This window comes from Aeribacillus sp. FSL K6-2848 (assembly GCF_038004325.1).
GTDB lineage: Bacteria > Bacillota > Bacilli > Bacillales > Aeribacillaceae > Aeribacillus > Aeribacillus composti.
In genome coordinates, this window is the sequence record NZ_JBBOQQ010000001.1 from 3,513,155 (window position 1) to 3,532,024 (window position 18,870).

An 18,870-nucleotide genomic window follows, 5' to 3' on the forward strand; every position below is an offset into this window, starting at 1 on the left:
TCAGGACATATGGTATTAGTAGATCGGTACTTCAACGATGGATGAAGAAGTATAATAGCCATAGAGATTTAACGTCGAAAGGAAAGACAAGCTCTATGACTAAAGGAAGAAAAACGACTTGCAATGAACGGATACAAATTGTGCTTGATTGTTTAGGAAACGGAAAAGATTATAAAAAAACAGCAGAGACTTATGAAGTTTCTTATCAACAAGTATATCAATGGGTGAAGAAGTATGAAAATGGTAAAGAAGAAGCGCTGAAAGACAAACGAGGAAGAAAAAAAGAAGAAGCAAAGTTATCTCCAGAAGAAAAAATGAAACTGGAGATGAAAAAGTTAGAAAGAGAAAATGAACGCTTACGTGCGGAGAATCTTTTTAAGAAAGTTAGAGGAAATCGAAAGGAGGCGAAAGTAAACCAAATCCGTTTTGAAGACAAGTATATCGCAATCCGGGAACTTCACGAGAAAGAAAACCCTAAGCATAATCTTATTATGTGAAATCGCCGGTATTTCACGGGCTGCTTACTATAAGTGGTTAAAACGTTCGCCTTCCTCCCGAGAACTTCAGAATGAAGAAATCGTAAAAGAGATGAAAGTTCTCCATGAGAAAGTTGACTGTTTTCTGCAAGAAAAAAATACAGAGTGTTGCAGTATATCTTTTTCAAAATTTTGAATAAATATACAGATATGTGATCTATCCATCAAGGGCTTGACATGGATCCTCTGTAGCCATGATTCTTTAGCCAAGCGCCAGATTCAACAGTTTTGGCAAAACCAAAAAGGTTATCATGGCTCCTCCTCCATGTAAAGCCCCATTGCAAATCACTGCATAAGGATTTTGCAATTCTCTGCACTTTTATTTTGCAAAAAACAAGTTGACGGCATCTATGGTTACCGTCGGATGACGTTGAATATAAATCGAAAGCTTGGTCAGAACTTCAATCATAAAGACTGATGAAAGTTGCCGGTATACAATCTGTTATTCGAAAAAAGAAGAAATCTTATAAGCGATCTACTCCTCAACATGTTGCAGAAAATATATTGAATCGTGAATTCACAGCGGAAAAGCCAAATGAAAAATGGGTAGTTGATGTCACAGAATTAAAATATGGTTCATCAAAGAAAGCATTCCAAAGACCGAATTGTAAAAAATTCTTTTCAATTCATGGTATAAATTCGAACTGCATCTCTTAAAAATTCCGCTGCTCCAAGATGTTTTTTATCATAATACGCTTTAAATCTTTCATCTGCTACATACATCTCTGTTACTCCTCTATGAGCTTCCTTCGTATAATGATCCCAAAAATAGCAGAGCCATTGACGATGCAAATCAGCTGCCTTCTGTGCCAGCTCGCTCGCTGGATCTCCAGTTACAAATGCTTTATTCAGTGTATTCAAGACCTCTTCCTCAAGCTGTTTCAGCTGTTCGAACTGCTCTTTTGTCATGTTTTTCAGTTTTTGATTAGATCGATCGACGACTTCGCCTCCATATTTTTCTCTAACTTCATGCCCATATTTTCTTTCATTTTCTTCAATTAATTTTTGTTTAAAAGCTTCAAATTTCTCTTTATCGCTCATCGTGATCCTTCCTTCCTTTGCCGCTATTGTTTTCTCCACATTTGCGATTAATGAATCTAGCTGCCTGCGTTTTGCAAGAAGCTTTTCGCGGTGTTCCTTTAAAGCTTTCATGCTGTCGAAGGATGGTGAATTGATGATTTTTTTAATTGTATCTAAATCAACTCCAAGCTCTCGATAAAAAAGAATTTGCTGCAGTTTATCAACCTCTTTTTCCCCATATATGCGATATCCGGATGAATTGATTTTCGCTGGCATAAGAAGCCCAATTTCATTGTAATATCGCAATGTCCTTGTTGTAACTCCGGTCAATTCTGCTAATTGTTTTACCGTATATTCCATCCTTTCACCTCCTGACAAGATCATCATAAACCTTTACGCAACGTCAATGTACAGAGAAAAATTAATGTTATAATAAACATAATATTGAGAAAATAAAATAAGGCTGTGATCACTTAGTGTTTTTACAAAAAAATATCCTCAATGCTATTTCTTATGTTAAACCCAAATTCACCGGCGCCGGATTCTCGCTGTTTATTTTTTTTACTGTTTTTTTCATTGCAGCTGATTTTGACTTGTATGGAGTTTCAAAAGATTTGAATAACCCTTATCTTTGGAGCATTTTTTACGGATACGGAATAATTTGTTCTATTTTTATTGACCTGCTAGCTGTGAAAATTCCTAAAATCACTGGAACCATTAAAATTGCCTTTTACGTTTTGGCAGGATATCTCATTTTTTTGCCTTTCGGATGGATGATGGTGATTGTTGGCGGAACAGTCGGAGCTCTTTGTTCATTAGTTTTTTATTTTGGAACATACATGGCGCGAAAAAACGTATTTTTTAAATATATTTTTGCAATCTGTGCTCCGTTTATTTTGTGTATTATTTTAAACACGGATTTTACTGTAAAAAAAGATTGGCGCGAATGGAAAAGGAATTCAAGCTATATCGCACTTTTCGACTATTTCCACGGAGAACACGCCATTCCGATTTATGCGGAAAAAGGTCAAACGATTACGTTTTTCCGTTAAAATTCAAAACAATAACGGAGGCGGACATGGTTTTCATGTATTGAACAAAGACGGTGACGTTGTCGCCATGAAAGAAGTCGACGAAAGCACATATCAAATCAAAGCGGCAGAAAAAAGCATCTACCATATCATCGTCACAGGCGACAAGCTGAAAGGAAGCTTTACAGTTACTTGGGATGTAAATGAATAATAGAATCCTGCAGCTGCGATTAAATGAAACAAAACAAACGGTGAATACGTATGAAAACATCGATAATGGAAAACGGAGGTTTTCTCTGTGGAGAAAAAAAAGAAAATTGAAAATGTTCTTTTGACACTTTCAATTATTGGGCTTTCAGCAATGTTCATTTACGTCATTTTCATTTGGGAGCATTTGCCGGATACTATACCACGGCATTTCAATTTCAAAGGCGAACCGGATGGATTCGGCGGAAAAGGCTTCATTCTTGTTCTGCCTTTTACAGGACTAGGAATATTTATCTTGACAACATTATTGTCCCGCATTCCCGACGCATTTTATTATCAGTACAATGCTACAAAAGAACAAAAAAAGCTTCTTTATAATCAAGGAAGGATTTACATCCGTTTATTGCAAGCAGAAATAGTTTATTTCTTTTTATTCGGGGTCTGGCGAACTGCTCAAGTTGCACTCGGAAAAGCAGATGGTCTTGGAGTCTATCCGCTTTATATTTTCTTAATTGTCATACTAGGGACATCGATTTATTTTGCTTTCCGCACAAACAAAGTCCTGAAAGAAACGAGGTGACTCTGTTGATAATCATCTGGTTCCTTTCATCAACCGCGCATCACATAACGTGGAAGATCCGTATTTCCCGTACATAGACGAAAAGCTGCCCTTTATGGTGGATTTCATGAGCCATCGCAGTTTGCAATCATTGCAATCCAGACATTTTCGAATCAAAAATTTTGGAAAGATCGACTTGGCGCTATAGATCCTCATTCGTCACGGATTCTAGCAGGCTTTTTGTTCTTTCAGTATACATTTCTGCTAGTTTTTTTAAGTCTTTTTCCATCTCTTTCAATTTTTCGCCAAATACATCCAGATTTCCGGTTTTCACTGTTTTTGCAAATCGATAAAAGGCCGATAACATATGAATTAAAGAATTTGATAAAATGCTACTTGTACTTCGGACGGTTTTCTAATTCCTTCTCCTACAAATATCATCTTGTTAAGGAAATCATACTTTTTATACCTACTTCAAAAACGGGAGATGTTTTAAAATAATACGAGTCTTGTGGAACTTCCTCGCCGCAAATCAACTTATTCATAATTTCTTTCGGTCCGTGCCTATATCCTTTATTAACTACATAAATAGGCACTCCGTCGTCTGTTTCAATTGTATAATGGGCTAACAGTTCCGTCAGCCCATCTTTTCGTATTAATTGGTAATCGGCTCCTCCGGAAAGTACTCTTCCCTTTATGTTAGGGCCTTCAAATCTTCCACCAATAATCGGAATAACCCTCCTTATCCCTAATCCAACATCACCAATAATAATCGGCTCTTCTACCTTTATGCTGGCAGTTAACAGATGCTCTATTTTTATTGGCATTTTTCTTTCCCCTTCCAAAGTTGAGCGACTTTATTTTTTACAAATCGCTTTACCGCTAAGAATAATTTCAAATCCCGAAGAAAATATCTCCTCGGGACTTTACAAAAATTATTTTTCAACGGCTACATCTTCATTTATTAACTCAGATTGTTTTTTCTCTTTATAATAGACTGAATGCTGCTCTTGAATGAACAATACTGCTAAACCGCCAAGCACTGCTGCACTGGCAATAGCTGCAAAATTATATTGCGGCTGTAAATTTAATGAAAGTAAAATCCCGACAAATGTAGGGGCAACTATTCCGCCTAAACGGCCAAATGCCATTGTACTTCCTACAGCTGTTGAACGCATATTAGTAGGATAATATTGAGAAACGAATGCGTTCGCCATATTTTGAACCCCGACGGATGCTGCACCAATAACAGAAATCAGGGCAAAAGCGATGAATGTACTGTTGGCAAAACCGATTAAAGATAGTGCAATGGCTCCACAGAAAAACAATGGAACAAGCACTTTTTTAAAGCCTAGCCGGTCAACTATAGGGCCGAAAACAACTGTTCCGACAATCGCTCCAATTTGCATGACAGCAGTAAATGCAAGGCTTGAGCTTAAATCATAGCCAACTTCCATCATAAGGCGCGGCAGCCATGTATTCATGGAATAAATTAATACAAATGCGCTAAAGCAGGAAATCCAGAACATAACGGTGCTGAATGCACGTTTTTCCTCAAACAAACTGACAATAGGCGATCCCGCTTCTTTCACTTTTTCCTTTTTTTCAAATTCCCCATCGCTGCTAATTCCCGGCTCAATTTTGGCAAGAATTTTTTTAGCTTCTTCTTCCTTTCCTTTTTCCAAAAGAAAGTCGATGGATTCTGGAACACTTTTCAACAAGAAAGGAATGAACAATAAGGGAATTCCGCCTACCCAATATACTGACTCCCATCCAACTGTAGGAAGGAGCTGCCTGCTTGTAAGCGCTGCCAGAATAGCTCCTGCAGAATAACCGCAAAAAATGAATGAAACAATTGCTGTGCGAACCCGTCGCGGTGAATATTCAGTTGCTATTGCAACGACATTAGGCATAACTCCGCCCAGACCAACACCTGCAATGACACGAAAGATCGTAAATAAGACAGGATTTGCTGCAAAACCTGCGAGCAGCGTGAAAAAGCTAAACAAGAACGTAGTCAACAAAATAATATTTTTTCGCCCTATTTTATCCGATAACAATCCAAACAAAACAGCACCGATTGCTGTTCCGACAACTGTATAGCTGCCAATAGCCCCGGCAGTGACATCCGAAATTCCCCATTCCTTAATAAGCAGCGGGACAGAAGCACCGTAAATGACAACATCAAATCCGTCAAACATAATAACGATAAATAACCAGAAAATCAGCCAAATATGGAATGAATGAATGCGGCTGTTGTCAATTACGTTCATTGGGTTAATTCGTTTCATATTACAAACCTCCTGCATCAAGAATTTTTTTTGTATTTTACTTTTTAAGTAAGCGCTTGCAATTTATACGAAACACCTCTCTTTTACTTAATATTTTGAATTATCTTTAAGTTGATTGTAGCATCTCATTATCATAATTGTTATCTACTTATTGTAGAAAAAAACACATTCATTTTCCTAAATTATGTGGTCAAATCTGCAGAAAAGAAGATTGACAAATACTCTTCTATTTCTCACTCTGACTGCTAGCGACCAAATTGGTTTTCGTCTTTCATTACGATTTTCCCGGCATTTGAAAAGGTAAAGACAAAAAGATTATGATCAACGGATACCCATAAAATACAAAAAGCCGGCACTCAAAATGCCGACTCAATATGAAAATTCGTCACATTTTCTCGTATGGGGGTTATGTTTCTATCGTTTAATTTTTAATAAGCATTTCAAACGATAAAAATGATTCACATGCTTTCCATTTTATTCTTTTTATCAGGAAGCGATTCGTAAAAACGCTCTTTCCACCACTTTCGTATTTTTTTCATGTTCCATTCCGTTCCAGTTTCCTTTAAAGATTGAATACGCCAATACATTGGCGGGTGGATCATAAATTGAAATTCTAGAACTCTGAAAAACCATGAATCCCGCTCAATCGATGAATTTTTTTCTTCATTACTTAAATTGTAGCGTTCTGCTTTGTATGTCAACTCATCTTGTTTTACAGCTAAAGCAGTTAAACCGTCTGCCATTTGATCATTTCCGTTGTCAAGCCATATAGCCCCTAAATGATCTGCCCGCACTTCCATCCATTGCAAAAGAAGAGACTGGATAAGAGGAAAGAATAAAATAAGAACAAAAACAATGTAAAAAAGAAGAGACTCATTTCTTAGTATAAGAGAATGGTATAACCAATAAATAAATAAAACAATTACTAAAAGCGCAAGTATACGTATAATTTGACCGATCATGACATCCCGTTTTTTTACATGCACAGCTTCATGAGCAAAAACCGCTTCGATTGCTTCCAACGGAAGCTTTAACGTTTCCGACGTTAATACGATCATTGATCGACCGATGTTTGCCCCAGTTGCAAAACCGTTTAATTCATTCGCCTCTGTTTGAAAAACTTTCACATCAGAAATTCCAGCCCGACTTAGCACTTTGTCTGCAACAGCTAAAACATTTGGATCATCTATCTCTTTCACGTCTAATGCAATTTTTAATAATCGATCAGAAATGTAAAGATTAAATATCCACAAAACAATGACCGCAATCGTGATCGCCCAAATAGGAACCTTTAGCAGTGATAAGATAACAGTCAATGTCGTGTAGGCGCCGACTCCTTTGACGGAAATGGCAAAGTACATTTTGCCGAGAAGTCTTTTTATATTTTTTTTATGATAAAATGGAAGCACTTCAACTTGTGCAATTTCCGACGGTAGTTCCTTTTCTTCCCGGCTTTCAATGGTCGTAAGCCAAGAAGTGTTTTTAGCATTAAAATAGACAGTTTCGCCTGAAAATACTAACTTTAATGTATTTCCCATACTTGTCGTGAAATCTTCATTTGTTGAAAACATCGTAAATAATGGGAATAATTTAAGTACATCAACATTTGACTCGAGCTTTGCTTCCGAAAGTTCTGAAAGCGGATATCGTTTCGCTGTGATGTTCGATAATATGTAAATACAATTTGTTTCTTTACTGAAATACACTTCAAGGTTTCGATAAAGAACAGCTTTTTTTAACAATTGACAAATCATTACAACATTCGTATATAACAAAATAAGAGACCAAACAGAATCGTATGAATTGAAAACAAAATATAAGACAGATAGACCAATGAATGTCATCGCAAATGCCGCATCAACCCAAACCCGACTCGAATGTTTATTGAGTTCAATCTTTTCAATTTCCACTCTGTTTGCTTCATTTTTTATTTTTTCGTAACCCGATTCATGGGAAAACGTGATTAAACACATAAGAAAAGAGTATCCAAAGCTAGACATCGCTCTAATTGTAAAACCTAATTCATATGCTATAAATAAATAGACTGCAAGAACAGATAACAGTACGATTTCTATCACCAATAACGGAAAAAAGGATATCCGCTTTTTCAACCAAACATGCAAAAAACCAGCTAACACTCCTCCAAGCATAATCAATACCAACGCCCAGATCATGAGCACACCCCGTTTTTTTTATATTCCTTACATATGTATTAACGTTTTTTTCCTATAAAAGTTTCTAAAAAATTGAATTCCTCGCTTCACCAATTCAACAGCAGGGGCTTCCTAAGATCGCGAGCAATCTTTTTATATACTAAAAAAAATGCAATCGCTTGACATTAAGGAGATTTTCGTCCATTTTTTAAAGACTCGTTGGATTGGCCGGGAATGAGAGCGATCTGTTATTCAAATAAAACAAAAAAATCATTTTGATTGCACCTTCCTGCCACGCTTGTTGCCATTATTCAGAGCCTGTAATATCTCTGAAGTGTAACGGCAAGCTGAAGCCTTTATTAAAAAATCGCACATTATCGGCATCACCGGAAAAAAGTCATTCAGCATAACGCTAAAACTGTCAATTAATTAGGATGCCATACTCCCTATACGGAATTTGTCTTGCTCATGCTCGATATGTTCCGAGAAAGCTTACTCACTCGCACATTATTTAATTGCAGCTATTCTATTAAAAATCCCTATCAGAATGGACAGTCTAATGTCTTGGACCCCAAAGCATGATGGAAACTCCAATTAAACAAATGCCTGCTCCGATCCAATCGTAAATATCAGGAGTTTTTTTATCGACCCACCATCCCCACAAAACAGAAAGAATAATAAACACGCCGCCATAAGCGGCATATACTCTACCGAATGTAGGAAAGTTTTGCAAAGTAGGGATCAGCCCATATAGAACAAGATCATACTACCAATAACTCCGTACAAGTAGTGTTTTCCTTCACGTATCCATAGCCAGACTAAGTACCCTCCGCCAATTTCAGCTAAACCAGCAAGAATAAATAAAATAATGGCGTAAATCATATTTCACCACTTTCCTATCGCAATTTAACACTATAGAAGGCCATAGCTTCCAGACTGCCTTCCATTTCAAAAGCTCTCTTTTCAATCAGCTTTCTTAGCCGATATTCCAAGAATTCATCTCCTACATATTGGTCTAGATGCCCCAGTACTTCACCGATTAATCTAGCTGATTTCATAAAATCCTTCGTCTTCATTTCATTATGCAGCTTTTTCGCTCTGTTTATTATGAAAAGATCATAATAATCTTCCGAAACGCTGTGTATCGTTCCGTTTTGCCAAATTCGCAATACTTCGCGAGTATTTGCAAGAGCGAGCCATTCCTTTTCAAAATTCTCTCTTTCATGCTGGGAAAGAGGCGGTTCATTTTTACTTTGTTCATATATGAATCGGAGCTTTTCAGGAGGAATTTCACCTGTATCCAAAACAGTATATTTTTCTTTTTGTTTCTTAAAAAGCTCGCCATATACCTTTGTCGTGTTGATGAGGAAGATGTCATTATTTTTATTCTTCAATAGATATAAAACAAATCGCAATCCGGTCTGTTCATGAGCGTTGTCAGAAATCCATATCATAATAGGTGGTCCTTCTGGAATCGCTGTTATTTCATTGACTGTTTTTTGAAAATTTTGTTCATACTCATGAAACTCATTGTATGCATCCGTCAAATTATTTTTTATCCAATGAAATCTCGCTTCTTTTCCAATGTCTTCATGCAGTCTCCAGATCGGACCTACCGAGAATGTTTCCCAAAAAGAAATGACGCGCTCTTTTTTCTCCACATCTAAATCCCTTAAGACCATTTTTAAACTCCCCGAAGGTGAAGCGCCAAGCAGAATATGTATCATTTATAATCTTCCTTCCGCTATCTTATTACTTTATCCTAATCTTTCAAAGTCTTTACGTAAACACGATTTTTTCAGCTTTTTCGACTTTAAGAGGTACTTCATATCAGAAAAATTGTCATATGAAAGCTGAATATGAAAATAGTTTATATACTCAAGTATGGCAAAAACATAAATAAATCCCGCTATGTACAATCCTGTTGCAGGTACCGACGGATACCATCTGACTAGATCGACAAAAAACATGAAAGGCGAAATGATGATAAACAGTGTATTCCATTTCTTTATATTTTTTAATCGATGGACGATATAAGCAGGAGTTATGGCAGTATTTTCTTTTTTTAATCGCTTCCATTTTGCAAACCAATACACACTACCCTGAAATAAGAGAAACTCTAACAGAAAAAACGAAATCCAAAAAGAGTACAGCGAATATAAATGCAAATGGGCAAAGACTTTATTCCAAATGAAACTAATGATAAAAAAAATGACTGCTGCCATTGCCTCCCCAGTATATAAATAGAAAAATCTCTTCTCCAATTTTCCCCTCAAGTGCATCACCTAGTTCCTTCGTCTCGGATGGCTGATTAATCGTTAAGGATGTAAATACGGTATAGCACCATTTTCATACGTCTCAGCTCTTGTTTTGTTTCACTAGATGCTGTATTCATTGATATTTAACGGAGAAACTTTATGTGCTTTTCGCACCGAACAATCCTAATTTTCCATTGCCAACATCTAGGACACAACTTGAATCGCAGTGTTTAAAAATTGACTAAGGTACTTTATTTTTTAATAAAAAATGGGTTAAAATTCTGAATTGATTCATTGCCCTTTTCCATGAAAATGTTTTATCATTTTTTTACTTTCTCCTATTTTTTGATTGAACGATCAAGAGCCTTCTCTTCAAACTATTTATTGGCAAATAATTTAAATTGCAACAATTTTACAATGAGAAGTGAGCAAAACATTATTTTGGATCCACGAACATATTCTCGTTCTAAATAAAGTTAGATTAAAAAAGAGACACAGATTAATATAGTAATAGACTAAAATCCATAAAAAATGCGTTATGAGTAAGCTGTAATCATCAAACAGTTCGTTAGCGAAATCAAATGTACAAACGCTCATGAACTCTGAGAAAAAATACAAACTTGTACGAAAAATATCAGAAACTCGCCACATCTTCCAAAGATTTTAATTTCCTGACTGTTTTTTTTGGCCTAAAACTAATATATCTGCAACGTTGAAAAGATTAAAATTTATTATATTTACAAACATTCAGTAAATAACTTTTGCATTTAAAGTCCAATAACGATTTTATAATTCCCCAATTTTCAAATTGATAATAAAGCTATCTTAAGAAAATCTTTTTATTGAGAGACATTTACATCCCTTATAAGTTAACAAGAAAAGACTTGGAATGCATGTGTATTAAATTGTTTTTCCATTTTATACTAATTATGATGAATGACTTCCTAAACAGAAATACCTAATTCGTGTTCTCACTAAGATCATTAATCTTTACAATGACCGGCCACTATTTAAATGATAAGCAACCCACCTCTTTGAATCGTCACACTCATCGGAGTTTTAGTGAGAATCTCGCCATCTCCTTGCACAATAACAGGTAATTCGGAGATAACTTCCACTTGTTTTCCTGTTATCATGGTTACACCAGGATGTAGTATATGTTTGCCTTTAAACGCCTTTGGAAAAGTGCGCAACAGCTCCCATTTATTCATGCCGTGTACTATACAAATGTCAAATAGTCCATCATTATAACAAGCATTTGGACATATTTTAATACCTCCGCATAGTTTGAGATATTGGCAATTGCAATTAACCATACATTACAAAAAACTAGTTTCTCCCCATCAACCATTAATTGAATGCTGACAGGACGATATTTTAATAAAACATGCAAGAAGCTAAGTCCATATGAAAGATTACCTAATCTAATAAAATTCAGCCAATTTTTATATTTCGAGCCATTGTTTATCTCGGCGACTTTACCGTCAAAACCGATCCCCATTACAGTAATGAAGTATTCGTTGCCAATTCTTCCAATATCAATTTTTCTTTGTTTTCCCATTAAAATACGTTTTAAAGCCTTTTTATAGTCCTTTGGTATATCAAGAGCCCTTGCAAAATCGTTTCCCGATCCTGCAGGAATAACACCCAAAGGTATATTCGAATTGATTAACCCGTTAGCAACATCATGGATTGTACCATCTCCTCCTACGGCTACAACAGCATAACATTTTTCAGAAGACAACTCCTTAGCAATTTCTGCTGCATGTTTTGGACGATTGGTAAAGCGCACTTGATAATTTATCTGTTTTTCTTGCAGCAACTTTTCAGTCTTTTTCCAAACTTTTAATCCTTTTCCGTTTCCTGAGATTTTATTGACGATAAAATAATACATACTAAAGATCTTTCCTTTATTAAAGATATGAAAGTTTTATATATTATGCCAAAACCGTTTTATTTGGCATGGTTTTATCATCTCCACATTTACTTCGTTTAGAGGTGGGTGTTTCTCGATGAAGCTTCTTGTACAGAAGAAGGTTGTCGGAAGTTTTCTAGATGGATTAGAAAGCAACAACTGCTTGTTTGCCGATTAAGCGGTTCAACCACTTTCCTGCTTGGTTACCAATCCGTTGATACATTCATCTCGTTTGCACATTCAAATGAAAGATGTTCCCATGCACTGTCTTGCCAAGTTTTTTGTAAATTCTCTATCTATTTTATTACAATTTTCTCCTATTTGCAGGAATCTATTCACACAACTCCATTTATGCTGTCAATGTGAAAAATCCCCAATGATCGTCGGCTATCACTTGAAATACAAGGAATTGATCTTTGTTTTTTCCTAAGTTTACTGGCAATCCTTTAAAAAATTTTTTGATGAGTAACAAAAGACAAAAGAAAAAACTTCTTTACTATCTTTGCAGAAAAAATGAATGAGACATAGATTGAAGGAGCTGTCTTATGTTGCAAAAGGGATGATTGCTTGACATATCCAATAAAATGTTATTTTTTGTAGCAAAGAAAAATTAGGTGAATACAATATAATCGAATTTCAGGAAAGGAGAAATCAATATGCAATATGATTATAACTTGAACTATGCTTATAACCTAGTTCAACAAGTTCCATATGCGAATCCTCAGGAGCCGTACGAAGAAAATATGCATGATCGGGATCATTATGATCACCATGTGAGCAAGCATGATTTTCGCAAAAGACATAAGCATTATTACGTCTTGCTGGAAATGGACGATGGAAAAATGTATGATGGCATTATTGATAAAGCCGATAATGATCATGCCTATTTATTAGTACCTATTGGCGACCAACGAGAAGAAGATAACGAAGAAGAAAGACAATTTGGCTTTGGTGGATTCGGATCTCCTTTCGGTGGATTCGGAGGGTTTGGGCATTTCCCATTTCGTTTTCGGAGATTTAGGAGATTCCGATTCCCGTTTTCAAGGATTCGTCGTTTTTCATTTCCGTTTTCTTAAGTTAATACATTTATGCGGTCGACAGCTTCCTTATGGAGTTGCCCGTTTTTTGCTTGAAAATTTGCTCCGCTTATATTGAAGCTATACTATTGTACACCCCTTGATTTAATTTTCTGCTACCACATATAATTTCCATTTATCCATCCGTTAAGTGTTTTGCGGCTTGTTCCAAAGCAACAATTTTTATTCTGATCTGCCGCCTTTTGTTTGGATTTACGCTTAACAGGATTAAGCGGTGGAAAAAGAGTACTGATTTGCTTCAAGTACTGATCGGAGAGTGGTTTTTACACTAATAATGGCTTGGCATTCTATTTTTATTAGTACAAAAAAATTTTGATGTTATCGTTATCATCAATATTTGCTAACTAAATGTCGTTTACGTCCTTTACGGTACCGTCAAGAATTTTGTGTGTAATGCAAGATAGATAGGGCAGTCTCCTGTTTGGAAAGGAAGAATCCCTTTTCCCCTTTTTTAATATAATAATATGGTTAAATGTAGCCATTTACAAACACATTCGCTGAGTTTCGATGGTAGCTTCTATGCCGTTCCTCCTGTTAGATTTCGAGGAAATTTTTGATTTCTTCCTGCTAAATCAGTTCTAGCTATGGGAGACTAACCTTTTTTGATTGCTGCAACACCATCATAAGTTTCATAACAGCCTCAGCAAATGCAGTATAAATGGAACTTTCAAGTTCATCTAAATACATCATTGGCCCAACAACAACTTTTTTTACTGGCTTTCGAATCCACTTTTTCGCATCTAGACAAATAATCGCAACCGGAAGAACAGGCGCTCCTGTTTTTAACCCGAAAAAGCTACCCCTTTTTTTCGGATTGACACTTCCCCGTTTTTACATCTTTTACCTTCAGGAAATCAGCCTATCCGTATTTAATCAGGTCTTTAGCAAATCATTTAATGTATATCTTACATAACGATAATGAAACAACAGATATTTATTTTCTTACACCTAAACAAGGTATTTATAAATTGGAGTATAGAAAAGGAGAAGAAGAAACATTTTTTAAACAAATTTTTGAAAGATTGGAACCGCTCGCAGCTTCGCAGTTAGTCATTGACAATAATTTTTATGATGATCTTCCGGAAGAGATGTGGAACGGAGATGAGATTACGAGATCATTAAGCGAATACGGAAAAAAGCTTGATCGCATGAATTTACTTCCCGCTCCATTTCCATCGGAAGAATATCTTACACCTCGTGGTCTTCGCCATTTAAAAAAACTTTACGGATTAGGAGGACTAAGCTATGGAAACCTCAGTGCCAGACGGGACAGTGAAAGCTTTTGGATGAGTGCAAGCGGAATTAACAAAGCAGATATGAAAACAGTCGGTGAAGATTTTCTCTTAATAAGTGGATATGATCCTGATAAAAATGCCATGAAAGTAAGCGTTCCCCCGAATATAACACCAAAAAGGGCATCTGTCGACGCTATTGAGCACTGGATGATTTATAAAGAACACCCGGAGGTAGGAGCGATTGTACATGTTCATGCTTGGATGGACGGCATAAAGGCTACAGAGATTAACTATCCTTGTGGAACAATTGAACTTGCAAAAACAGTGGCTGAACTTGTCCGAATTTCAAAAGAGCCTTCTAAAGCTATTATTGGTCTTAAAAACCATGGACTAAAGATGACATCTTTGAACGTATCGAAGGCAAAATTATCCCCCAAGTACCGATGTCTTAACGTATTTACATGTTTTTGAACCAACGGAATTTTTATGGAATGATTAAGGCTCCCGAAAAAAAATTTGGATAGAGAGAGGGGATTTAACCTTACTTATTTGGTTTGTATGTATTTTTAAGCATCGGCAAATCCCCTGCAACTTTCTCCCTGCTCGCCAAACGGTGCACCGCGTTTTTCACATTGCATCCATCTATTGAAGCATCAGCTTGTCCGCACCGTTTTCTCCCTACTCTGCTTAAATGTTTATTCTGGTTTTACCAAAATTTTCACTTGGTCTTTTTCTTTTATCAGCGTTTCAAATCCTTCTGCTACAATATCATCTAGCTTAATTCGTTTCGTAACGAGTTTTTCTGCTTGGAAGTAGCCTCGTTTCATTAATTCCATTACAGCAGGGAAGATATCGCGGTATGCAATAATTCCTTTTACATTTCTTTCTTTTAATACGATATTATTTGGCTGAATGCCCGCTTCTTTTTCCCATATGCTAACGATGACTGTTTCTCCTTCAAATGCAGTGCTGTCAATAGCTTGTTGTAAAACAGCCGGTATTCCCGTTACTTCAAACGCAACGTCGACTCCGCCATCGGTTAATTCATGAAGCTTTTGAACCGGATCTTCCTCTATTGGATTGATGACAGATGTAGCACCGAGTTCTTTCGCTTTTTGCAAACGTTCTTTGGAAACTTCTACTGCATAAATTTCTGCAGCGCCAGCTGCTTTTAATGCTTCAATCACAAGAAGACCTATAGGACCTGTTCCAAACACAGCGGCTTTATCGCCAGGTTTGATTTTGCTTAATCTAACAGCATGCAAGGCTACAGCCGCAGGCTCCACCAATGCTCCTTGTTCATAAGAAAGACCTTCAGGCATTTTATGCACCATATGCTCATCAACGACAGTATACTCAGAGAATCCGCCGCCGCCACCGGATAAACCGTGGAATCCTAAAGATTCGCAAAGATTGTACTTACCTTTTTTACAAGCTGGGCATTCTCCACAGCGAAGAATAGGTTCTACAACGACAGGATCCCCAACCTTTACTTTCGTAACGCCTTCTCCAACTTCAACTACTTGACCAGAAAATTCGTGGCCCATGATAATTGGCGCCACATCTTTACTGACAGGATGAGGCTCTTGAACAGGAACAAAAATTGGACCTGCCGCATATTCGTGTAAATCGCTTCCGCAAATTCCTGCCCATTCTACTTTAATTTTTACTTTTCCTTTCCCTGCTTTCGGTTCTTCTACTTCCTCTACTCGAATGTCTCTAGCGTTGTGCCATCTTGCTGCTTTCATTTCATTTCCCCTCCCAATTTTATAATCGCTTTCATTGTATCATTTTTTAGTCCTATTTTTATCATATCGAAAAAATTCGAAATTATTTTATAAAAGAAATTGCTTATTTTGTGATTGGCTCTTTTTCAAACTATGATATGTACAAGCTTCATGGAACAGGAGCATATTTGTCATGCGGCAATTACCATGATCATGAGGTCAGCTTAAGCCTTAAATGTCAAAAATATCTTATTATAAAAATCAGCCCTCTTCTTTCAAATGTTCTATTTGCCAAATGCCTCTTTACCTGAATTTAGTGACTATTTGATCAATCATATAGTTTTCTGCCAGCTGTCTGCAGCATGCACACACTGTTATGAGGGCAAGCACATTTTTCACAGGTTTTAGGGTTTGCAAATTCCCTTCCTTACCGGATCATGCCGGTTGAAAAAGGAAATTCTCATTTCCCTGACCATATATACAAAAGTCCTAAGTTTTTTCGCATCCCACCTCCTGATAGAACTAAAGTTCTATGAATCTATTTTCATTTTATTACAATATAGGAAGGTATTTCAAGAATATCATGATAAAAAAAACTGATTCCCCCCTTCATTACATTTAAAGGTGCGGGGTGAATCGGCAGAAATGAAATGCTAGTTTAAGAATGCACAAAAGTGATTGGACAAGATTTTAACATGCGCGACCTTGATTAATATTGTACATATCAAAATCACTTAAAGAGAAAAAAACATGTACACTCTTAAACAGTCAACAATGTACATGTTTATGGTTCTTACTCAATCTTGGTGATGGGAAGGAGGTTAATGGAGAAAATGAGTGTACAAATAAGTATTTTTATCTCTGTGTTATCAATGACCTCGATTTTTCACCAAAAGAACGTAAGAACCATGTTTATCCTGACTTTTACAGCAAAAAAAGAAATTCCATTCGTTTACTTTTTTGCGTGTTAATTAAATCTGTATCCTCTAGAACGATTTTTTCCCTGATCCTGCAAACGCAGATTTCACAAATCCTGAATCTGATCCGCACACATTTCCGTATGGAGACGCCTCCTTTCTTGATGACTGCTCCTAACAGCTCACTATATAGATCGGCTGAAAAATATAACAAGTTTTGTAGTGGATGGGTCAAATTGACGTCCTTTTGGATGGTGTGTTTTCGTCTTTTTCTTTATATCATAGTAAACAAATCAGAATTCAGGGAGGAGTGATTGTATTTGTCTACTCAAAACAAAAAAGAATCAAAAATCGAAGTGATTAAGCGACAAAGCCGCTATTTACGGGGGACAATCAAGGAAGCTCTTCAAGATGGCAAACCGATGTTTTCGGAAGAAAATGTACAGGTATTGAAGTTTCACGGTGTTTACCAGCAGGACGACCGGGATTTGCGGCACAAGCTTTTGAAAGAAGGCAAAGAGAAGCATTACTCGATGATGGTGCGTGCCCGAATACCAGGCGGGGTGTTGAATCCGGATCAATATTTGGTGTTCGATCGCTTAGCCGATGAATATTCGGAATACGGGACGCTGCGCATTACGACGCGTCAAACCATCCAGCTTCACGGCATACTGAAAGGGAACTTGAAGGCTACCATAAAAAGGCTGAACGAATCACTAATCACAACACTTGGCGCCTGCGGCGATTCGGGGCGGAACATCATCTGTTGCGCAAAGCCGGGCGATGAGCCGTTCCGCGCCGAGATGCGGGAAGATCTGCTTGCACTGACTGATCGGCTGAGTCCTAAGACAAATGCGTATCACGAAATCTGGCTTGACGGCGAACCGGTTCAGCTTTCTGATGGAGAGACTGAGGAGCCGCTGTACGGTGATGTATACCTCCCGCGCAAGTTCAAGGTTGCGATGGTACCGGAAGGAGATAACTGCATCGATGTGTACGACAATGACATCGGACTTGTGGCACATATCGAGAACGGACACGTTGCTGGCTATACTGTGCTGGTAGGCGGCGGTATGGGACGAACGGCGGTCGTTCAGGCAACTTATCCGAGGCTGGCGAGTCCGCTTTGCTATGTGCCCAGGAAGGATGTCGTAGACACAATCCTTGATACTTGCGTAGCCATTGTGACCATCGAACGGGACTTCGGAGATCGCTCAAACCGCCGTTTTGCCCGCATGAAATATTTAATCGACCGGCGAGGACTGGATTGGTTCCGGCAAGAGGTTGAGACAAGGCTTGGGCGTACTTTAGAGCCACCAAGAAAGCTGGAATGGTACAACGGGCACGACCATCTCGGCTGGCACCGTGAGCGTGACGGGATAAGCTACCTTGGCCTGTTTGTTCCATATGGTCGTATTAAAGATACTGAAACCATGAAATTGAAATCGCCACTTCAAAACATTATGCGCGAATTTCGTCCGACCGTTCGCCTCACCACGCAGCAAAATGTGATCCTGAGCGGCATTCCAGACGAATTTCGACCGGCGATTGAAGAGCGATTGCGCTCTGCGGGAGTGCCGCTTCCACATGAGCTATCAACAGTCCGAAAAAATACAATGGCATGTGTAGCCCTGCCGACCTGCGGACTTGCGCTGGCCGAGTCGGAGCGGGCTCTGCCCGATCTGTTGCCACAGTTTGAGCAGCTGTTTCATGAGCTTGGCCTCTCGGACGAGACCATCACCGTCCGCATGACTGGGTGCTCAAACGGCTGTGCGCGCCCGTACAACGCCAACATCGCTTTTATCGGCAATGGCACATTTAAGGCATGGGCTGCTGCGTCCGATGTTTCTTTTATTAACGCCTCTTTTTGTTCTACTGTAAGACTTCCAAACAATTGAATTTGAATAATCGGCATGTTTTTATC

16 protein-coding genes and 3 pseudogenes are annotated in these 18,870 nt (G+C 37.7%); 7 read left to right on the forward strand and 12 right to left on the reverse strand.

The window, feature by feature from the left end:
• Nucleotides 1-95: 95 nt before the first annotated feature.
• Nucleotides 96-497: a helix-turn-helix domain-containing protein gene (locus NSS70_RS16990; RefSeq protein WP_340734174.1), complete on the forward strand. Its 402-nt coding sequence runs from the start codon at nt 96-98 to the stop codon at nt 495-497.
• A 660-nt stretch (nt 498-1,157) separates the two neighbouring features.
• On the opposite strand, the gene NSS70_RS17000 is transcribed toward NSS70_RS16990, so the two are convergent.
• A complete protein-coding gene (locus NSS70_RS17000) occupies nt 1,158-1,916 on the reverse strand; it encodes a MerR family transcriptional regulator (protein WP_339193293.1) in 759 nt (252 codons plus the stop codon).
• Between the two features lie 254 nt (nt 1,917-2,170).
• Here NSS70_RS17000 and NSS70_RS17005 point away from each other — a divergent pair, with 254 nt between their 5' ends.
• From NSS70_RS17005 to NSS70_RS17015, 3 genes are all read left to right on the forward strand, one after another.
• Nucleotides 2,171-2,608, forward strand: a complete 438-nt coding sequence (locus tag NSS70_RS17005) for a hypothetical protein (protein ID WP_340882013.1) — start codon at nt 2,171-2,173, stop codon at nt 2,606-2,608.
• A 40-nt stretch (nt 2,609-2,648) separates the two neighbouring features.
• Nucleotides 2,649-2,798 carry a hypothetical protein gene (locus tag NSS70_RS17010; RefSeq protein ID WP_339197316.1) on the forward strand — a complete coding sequence of 50 codons (150 nt, stop codon included), beginning with the start codon at nt 2,649-2,651 and terminating at the stop codon, nt 2,796-2,798.
• A gap of 87 nt (nt 2,799-2,885) precedes the next feature.
• On the forward strand, nt 2,886-3,374 hold the full coding sequence (locus tag NSS70_RS17015; RefSeq protein ID WP_063388359.1) for a DUF1648 domain-containing protein: 489 nt from the start codon (nt 2,886-2,888) through the stop codon (nt 3,372-3,374).
• A 40-nt stretch (nt 3,375-3,414) separates the two neighbouring features.
• Here NSS70_RS17015 and NSS70_RS20910 read toward each other — a convergent pair whose 3' ends face one another.
• From NSS70_RS20910 to NSS70_RS17055, 9 genes and pseudogenes are all read right to left on the reverse strand, one after another.
• Nucleotides 3,415-3,501 (reverse strand): DinB family protein, encoded by an 87-nt coding sequence (locus NSS70_RS20910; protein ID WP_445290602.1) that lies wholly within the window; start codon nt 3,499-3,501, stop codon nt 3,415-3,417.
• 289 nt (nt 3,502-3,790) lie between these two features.
• Nucleotides 3,791-4,180 (reverse strand): DUF3237 family protein, encoded by a 390-nt coding sequence (locus NSS70_RS17020; protein WP_340882016.1) that lies wholly within the window; start codon nt 4,178-4,180, stop codon nt 3,791-3,793.
• 108 nt (nt 4,181-4,288) lie between these two features.
• Nucleotides 4,289-5,644 carry an MFS transporter gene (locus NSS70_RS17025; RefSeq protein ID WP_063388360.1) on the reverse strand — a complete coding sequence of 452 codons (1,356 nt, stop codon included), beginning with the start codon at nt 5,642-5,644 and terminating at the stop codon, nt 4,289-4,291.
• Nucleotides 5,645-6,102: 458 nt separating this feature from the next.
• Nucleotides 6,103-7,818 (reverse strand): M48 family metallopeptidase, encoded by a 1,716-nt coding sequence (locus tag NSS70_RS17030; protein ID WP_340882018.1) that lies wholly within the window; start codon nt 7,816-7,818, stop codon nt 6,103-6,105.
• Between the two features lie 535 nt (nt 7,819-8,353).
• Nucleotides 8,354-8,679, reverse strand: a pseudogene (locus tag NSS70_RS17035) (YnfA family protein).
• A 14-nt stretch (nt 8,680-8,693) separates the two neighbouring features.
• Nucleotides 8,694-9,524 carry a DUF1835 domain-containing protein gene (locus tag NSS70_RS17040; RefSeq protein WP_340882021.1) on the reverse strand — a complete coding sequence of 277 codons (831 nt, stop codon included), beginning with the start codon at nt 9,522-9,524 and terminating at the stop codon, nt 8,694-8,696.
• Between the two features lie 30 nt (nt 9,525-9,554).
• A complete protein-coding gene (locus NSS70_RS17045; protein WP_144598223.1) occupies nt 9,555-10,073 on the reverse strand; it encodes a general stress protein in 519 nt (172 codons plus the stop codon).
• Between the two features lie 992 nt (nt 10,074-11,065).
• Complete coding sequence (locus tag NSS70_RS17050) at nt 11,066-11,371, reverse strand: diacylglycerol/lipid kinase family protein (RefSeq protein ID WP_327856734.1); 306 nt, start codon at nt 11,369-11,371, stop codon at nt 11,066-11,068.
• Nucleotides 11,275-11,949, reverse strand: a complete 675-nt coding sequence (locus tag NSS70_RS17055; RefSeq protein ID WP_327856733.1) for a diacylglycerol/lipid kinase family protein — start codon at nt 11,947-11,949, stop codon at nt 11,275-11,277. Before NSS70_RS17055 ends, NSS70_RS17050 begins: the two co-directional genes overlap by 97 nt.
• Before the next feature lie 677 nt (nt 11,950-12,626).
• Between NSS70_RS17055 and NSS70_RS17060 the strand changes: the two genes are divergently transcribed.
• Nucleotides 12,627-13,046: a hypothetical protein gene (locus NSS70_RS17060; RefSeq protein WP_340882023.1), complete on the forward strand. Its 420-nt coding sequence runs from the start codon at nt 12,627-12,629 to the stop codon at nt 13,044-13,046.
• A gap of 872 nt (nt 13,047-13,918) precedes the next feature.
• Nucleotides 13,919-14,754: pseudogene (locus NSS70_RS17065) on the forward strand (class II aldolase/adducin family protein); the annotation flags it as partial.
• Nucleotides 14,755-14,997: 243 nt separating this feature from the next.
• On the opposite strand, the gene NSS70_RS17070 reads toward NSS70_RS17065, so the two are convergent.
• Nucleotides 14,998-16,050 (reverse strand): 2,3-butanediol dehydrogenase, encoded by a 1,053-nt coding sequence (locus tag NSS70_RS17070; RefSeq protein WP_094244530.1) that lies wholly within the window; start codon nt 16,048-16,050, stop codon nt 14,998-15,000.
• A gap of 1,216 nt (nt 16,051-17,266) precedes the next feature.
• On the opposite strand from NSS70_RS17070, the pseudogene NSS70_RS17075 reads away from it, so the two are divergent.
• Nucleotides 17,267-18,748 (forward strand): annotated as a pseudogene (locus NSS70_RS17075) (NADPH-dependent assimilatory sulfite reductase hemoprotein subunit); the annotation flags it as partial.
• Here the strand turns inward: NSS70_RS17075 and NSS70_RS20915 are convergent.
• Complete coding sequence (locus NSS70_RS20915; RefSeq protein ID WP_420534702.1) at nt 18,655-18,861, reverse strand: tautomerase family protein; 207 nt, start codon at nt 18,859-18,861, stop codon at nt 18,655-18,657. The pseudogene NSS70_RS17075 and the gene NSS70_RS20915 overlap by 94 nt on opposite strands.
• Nucleotides 18,862-18,870: the final 9 nt, after the last annotated feature.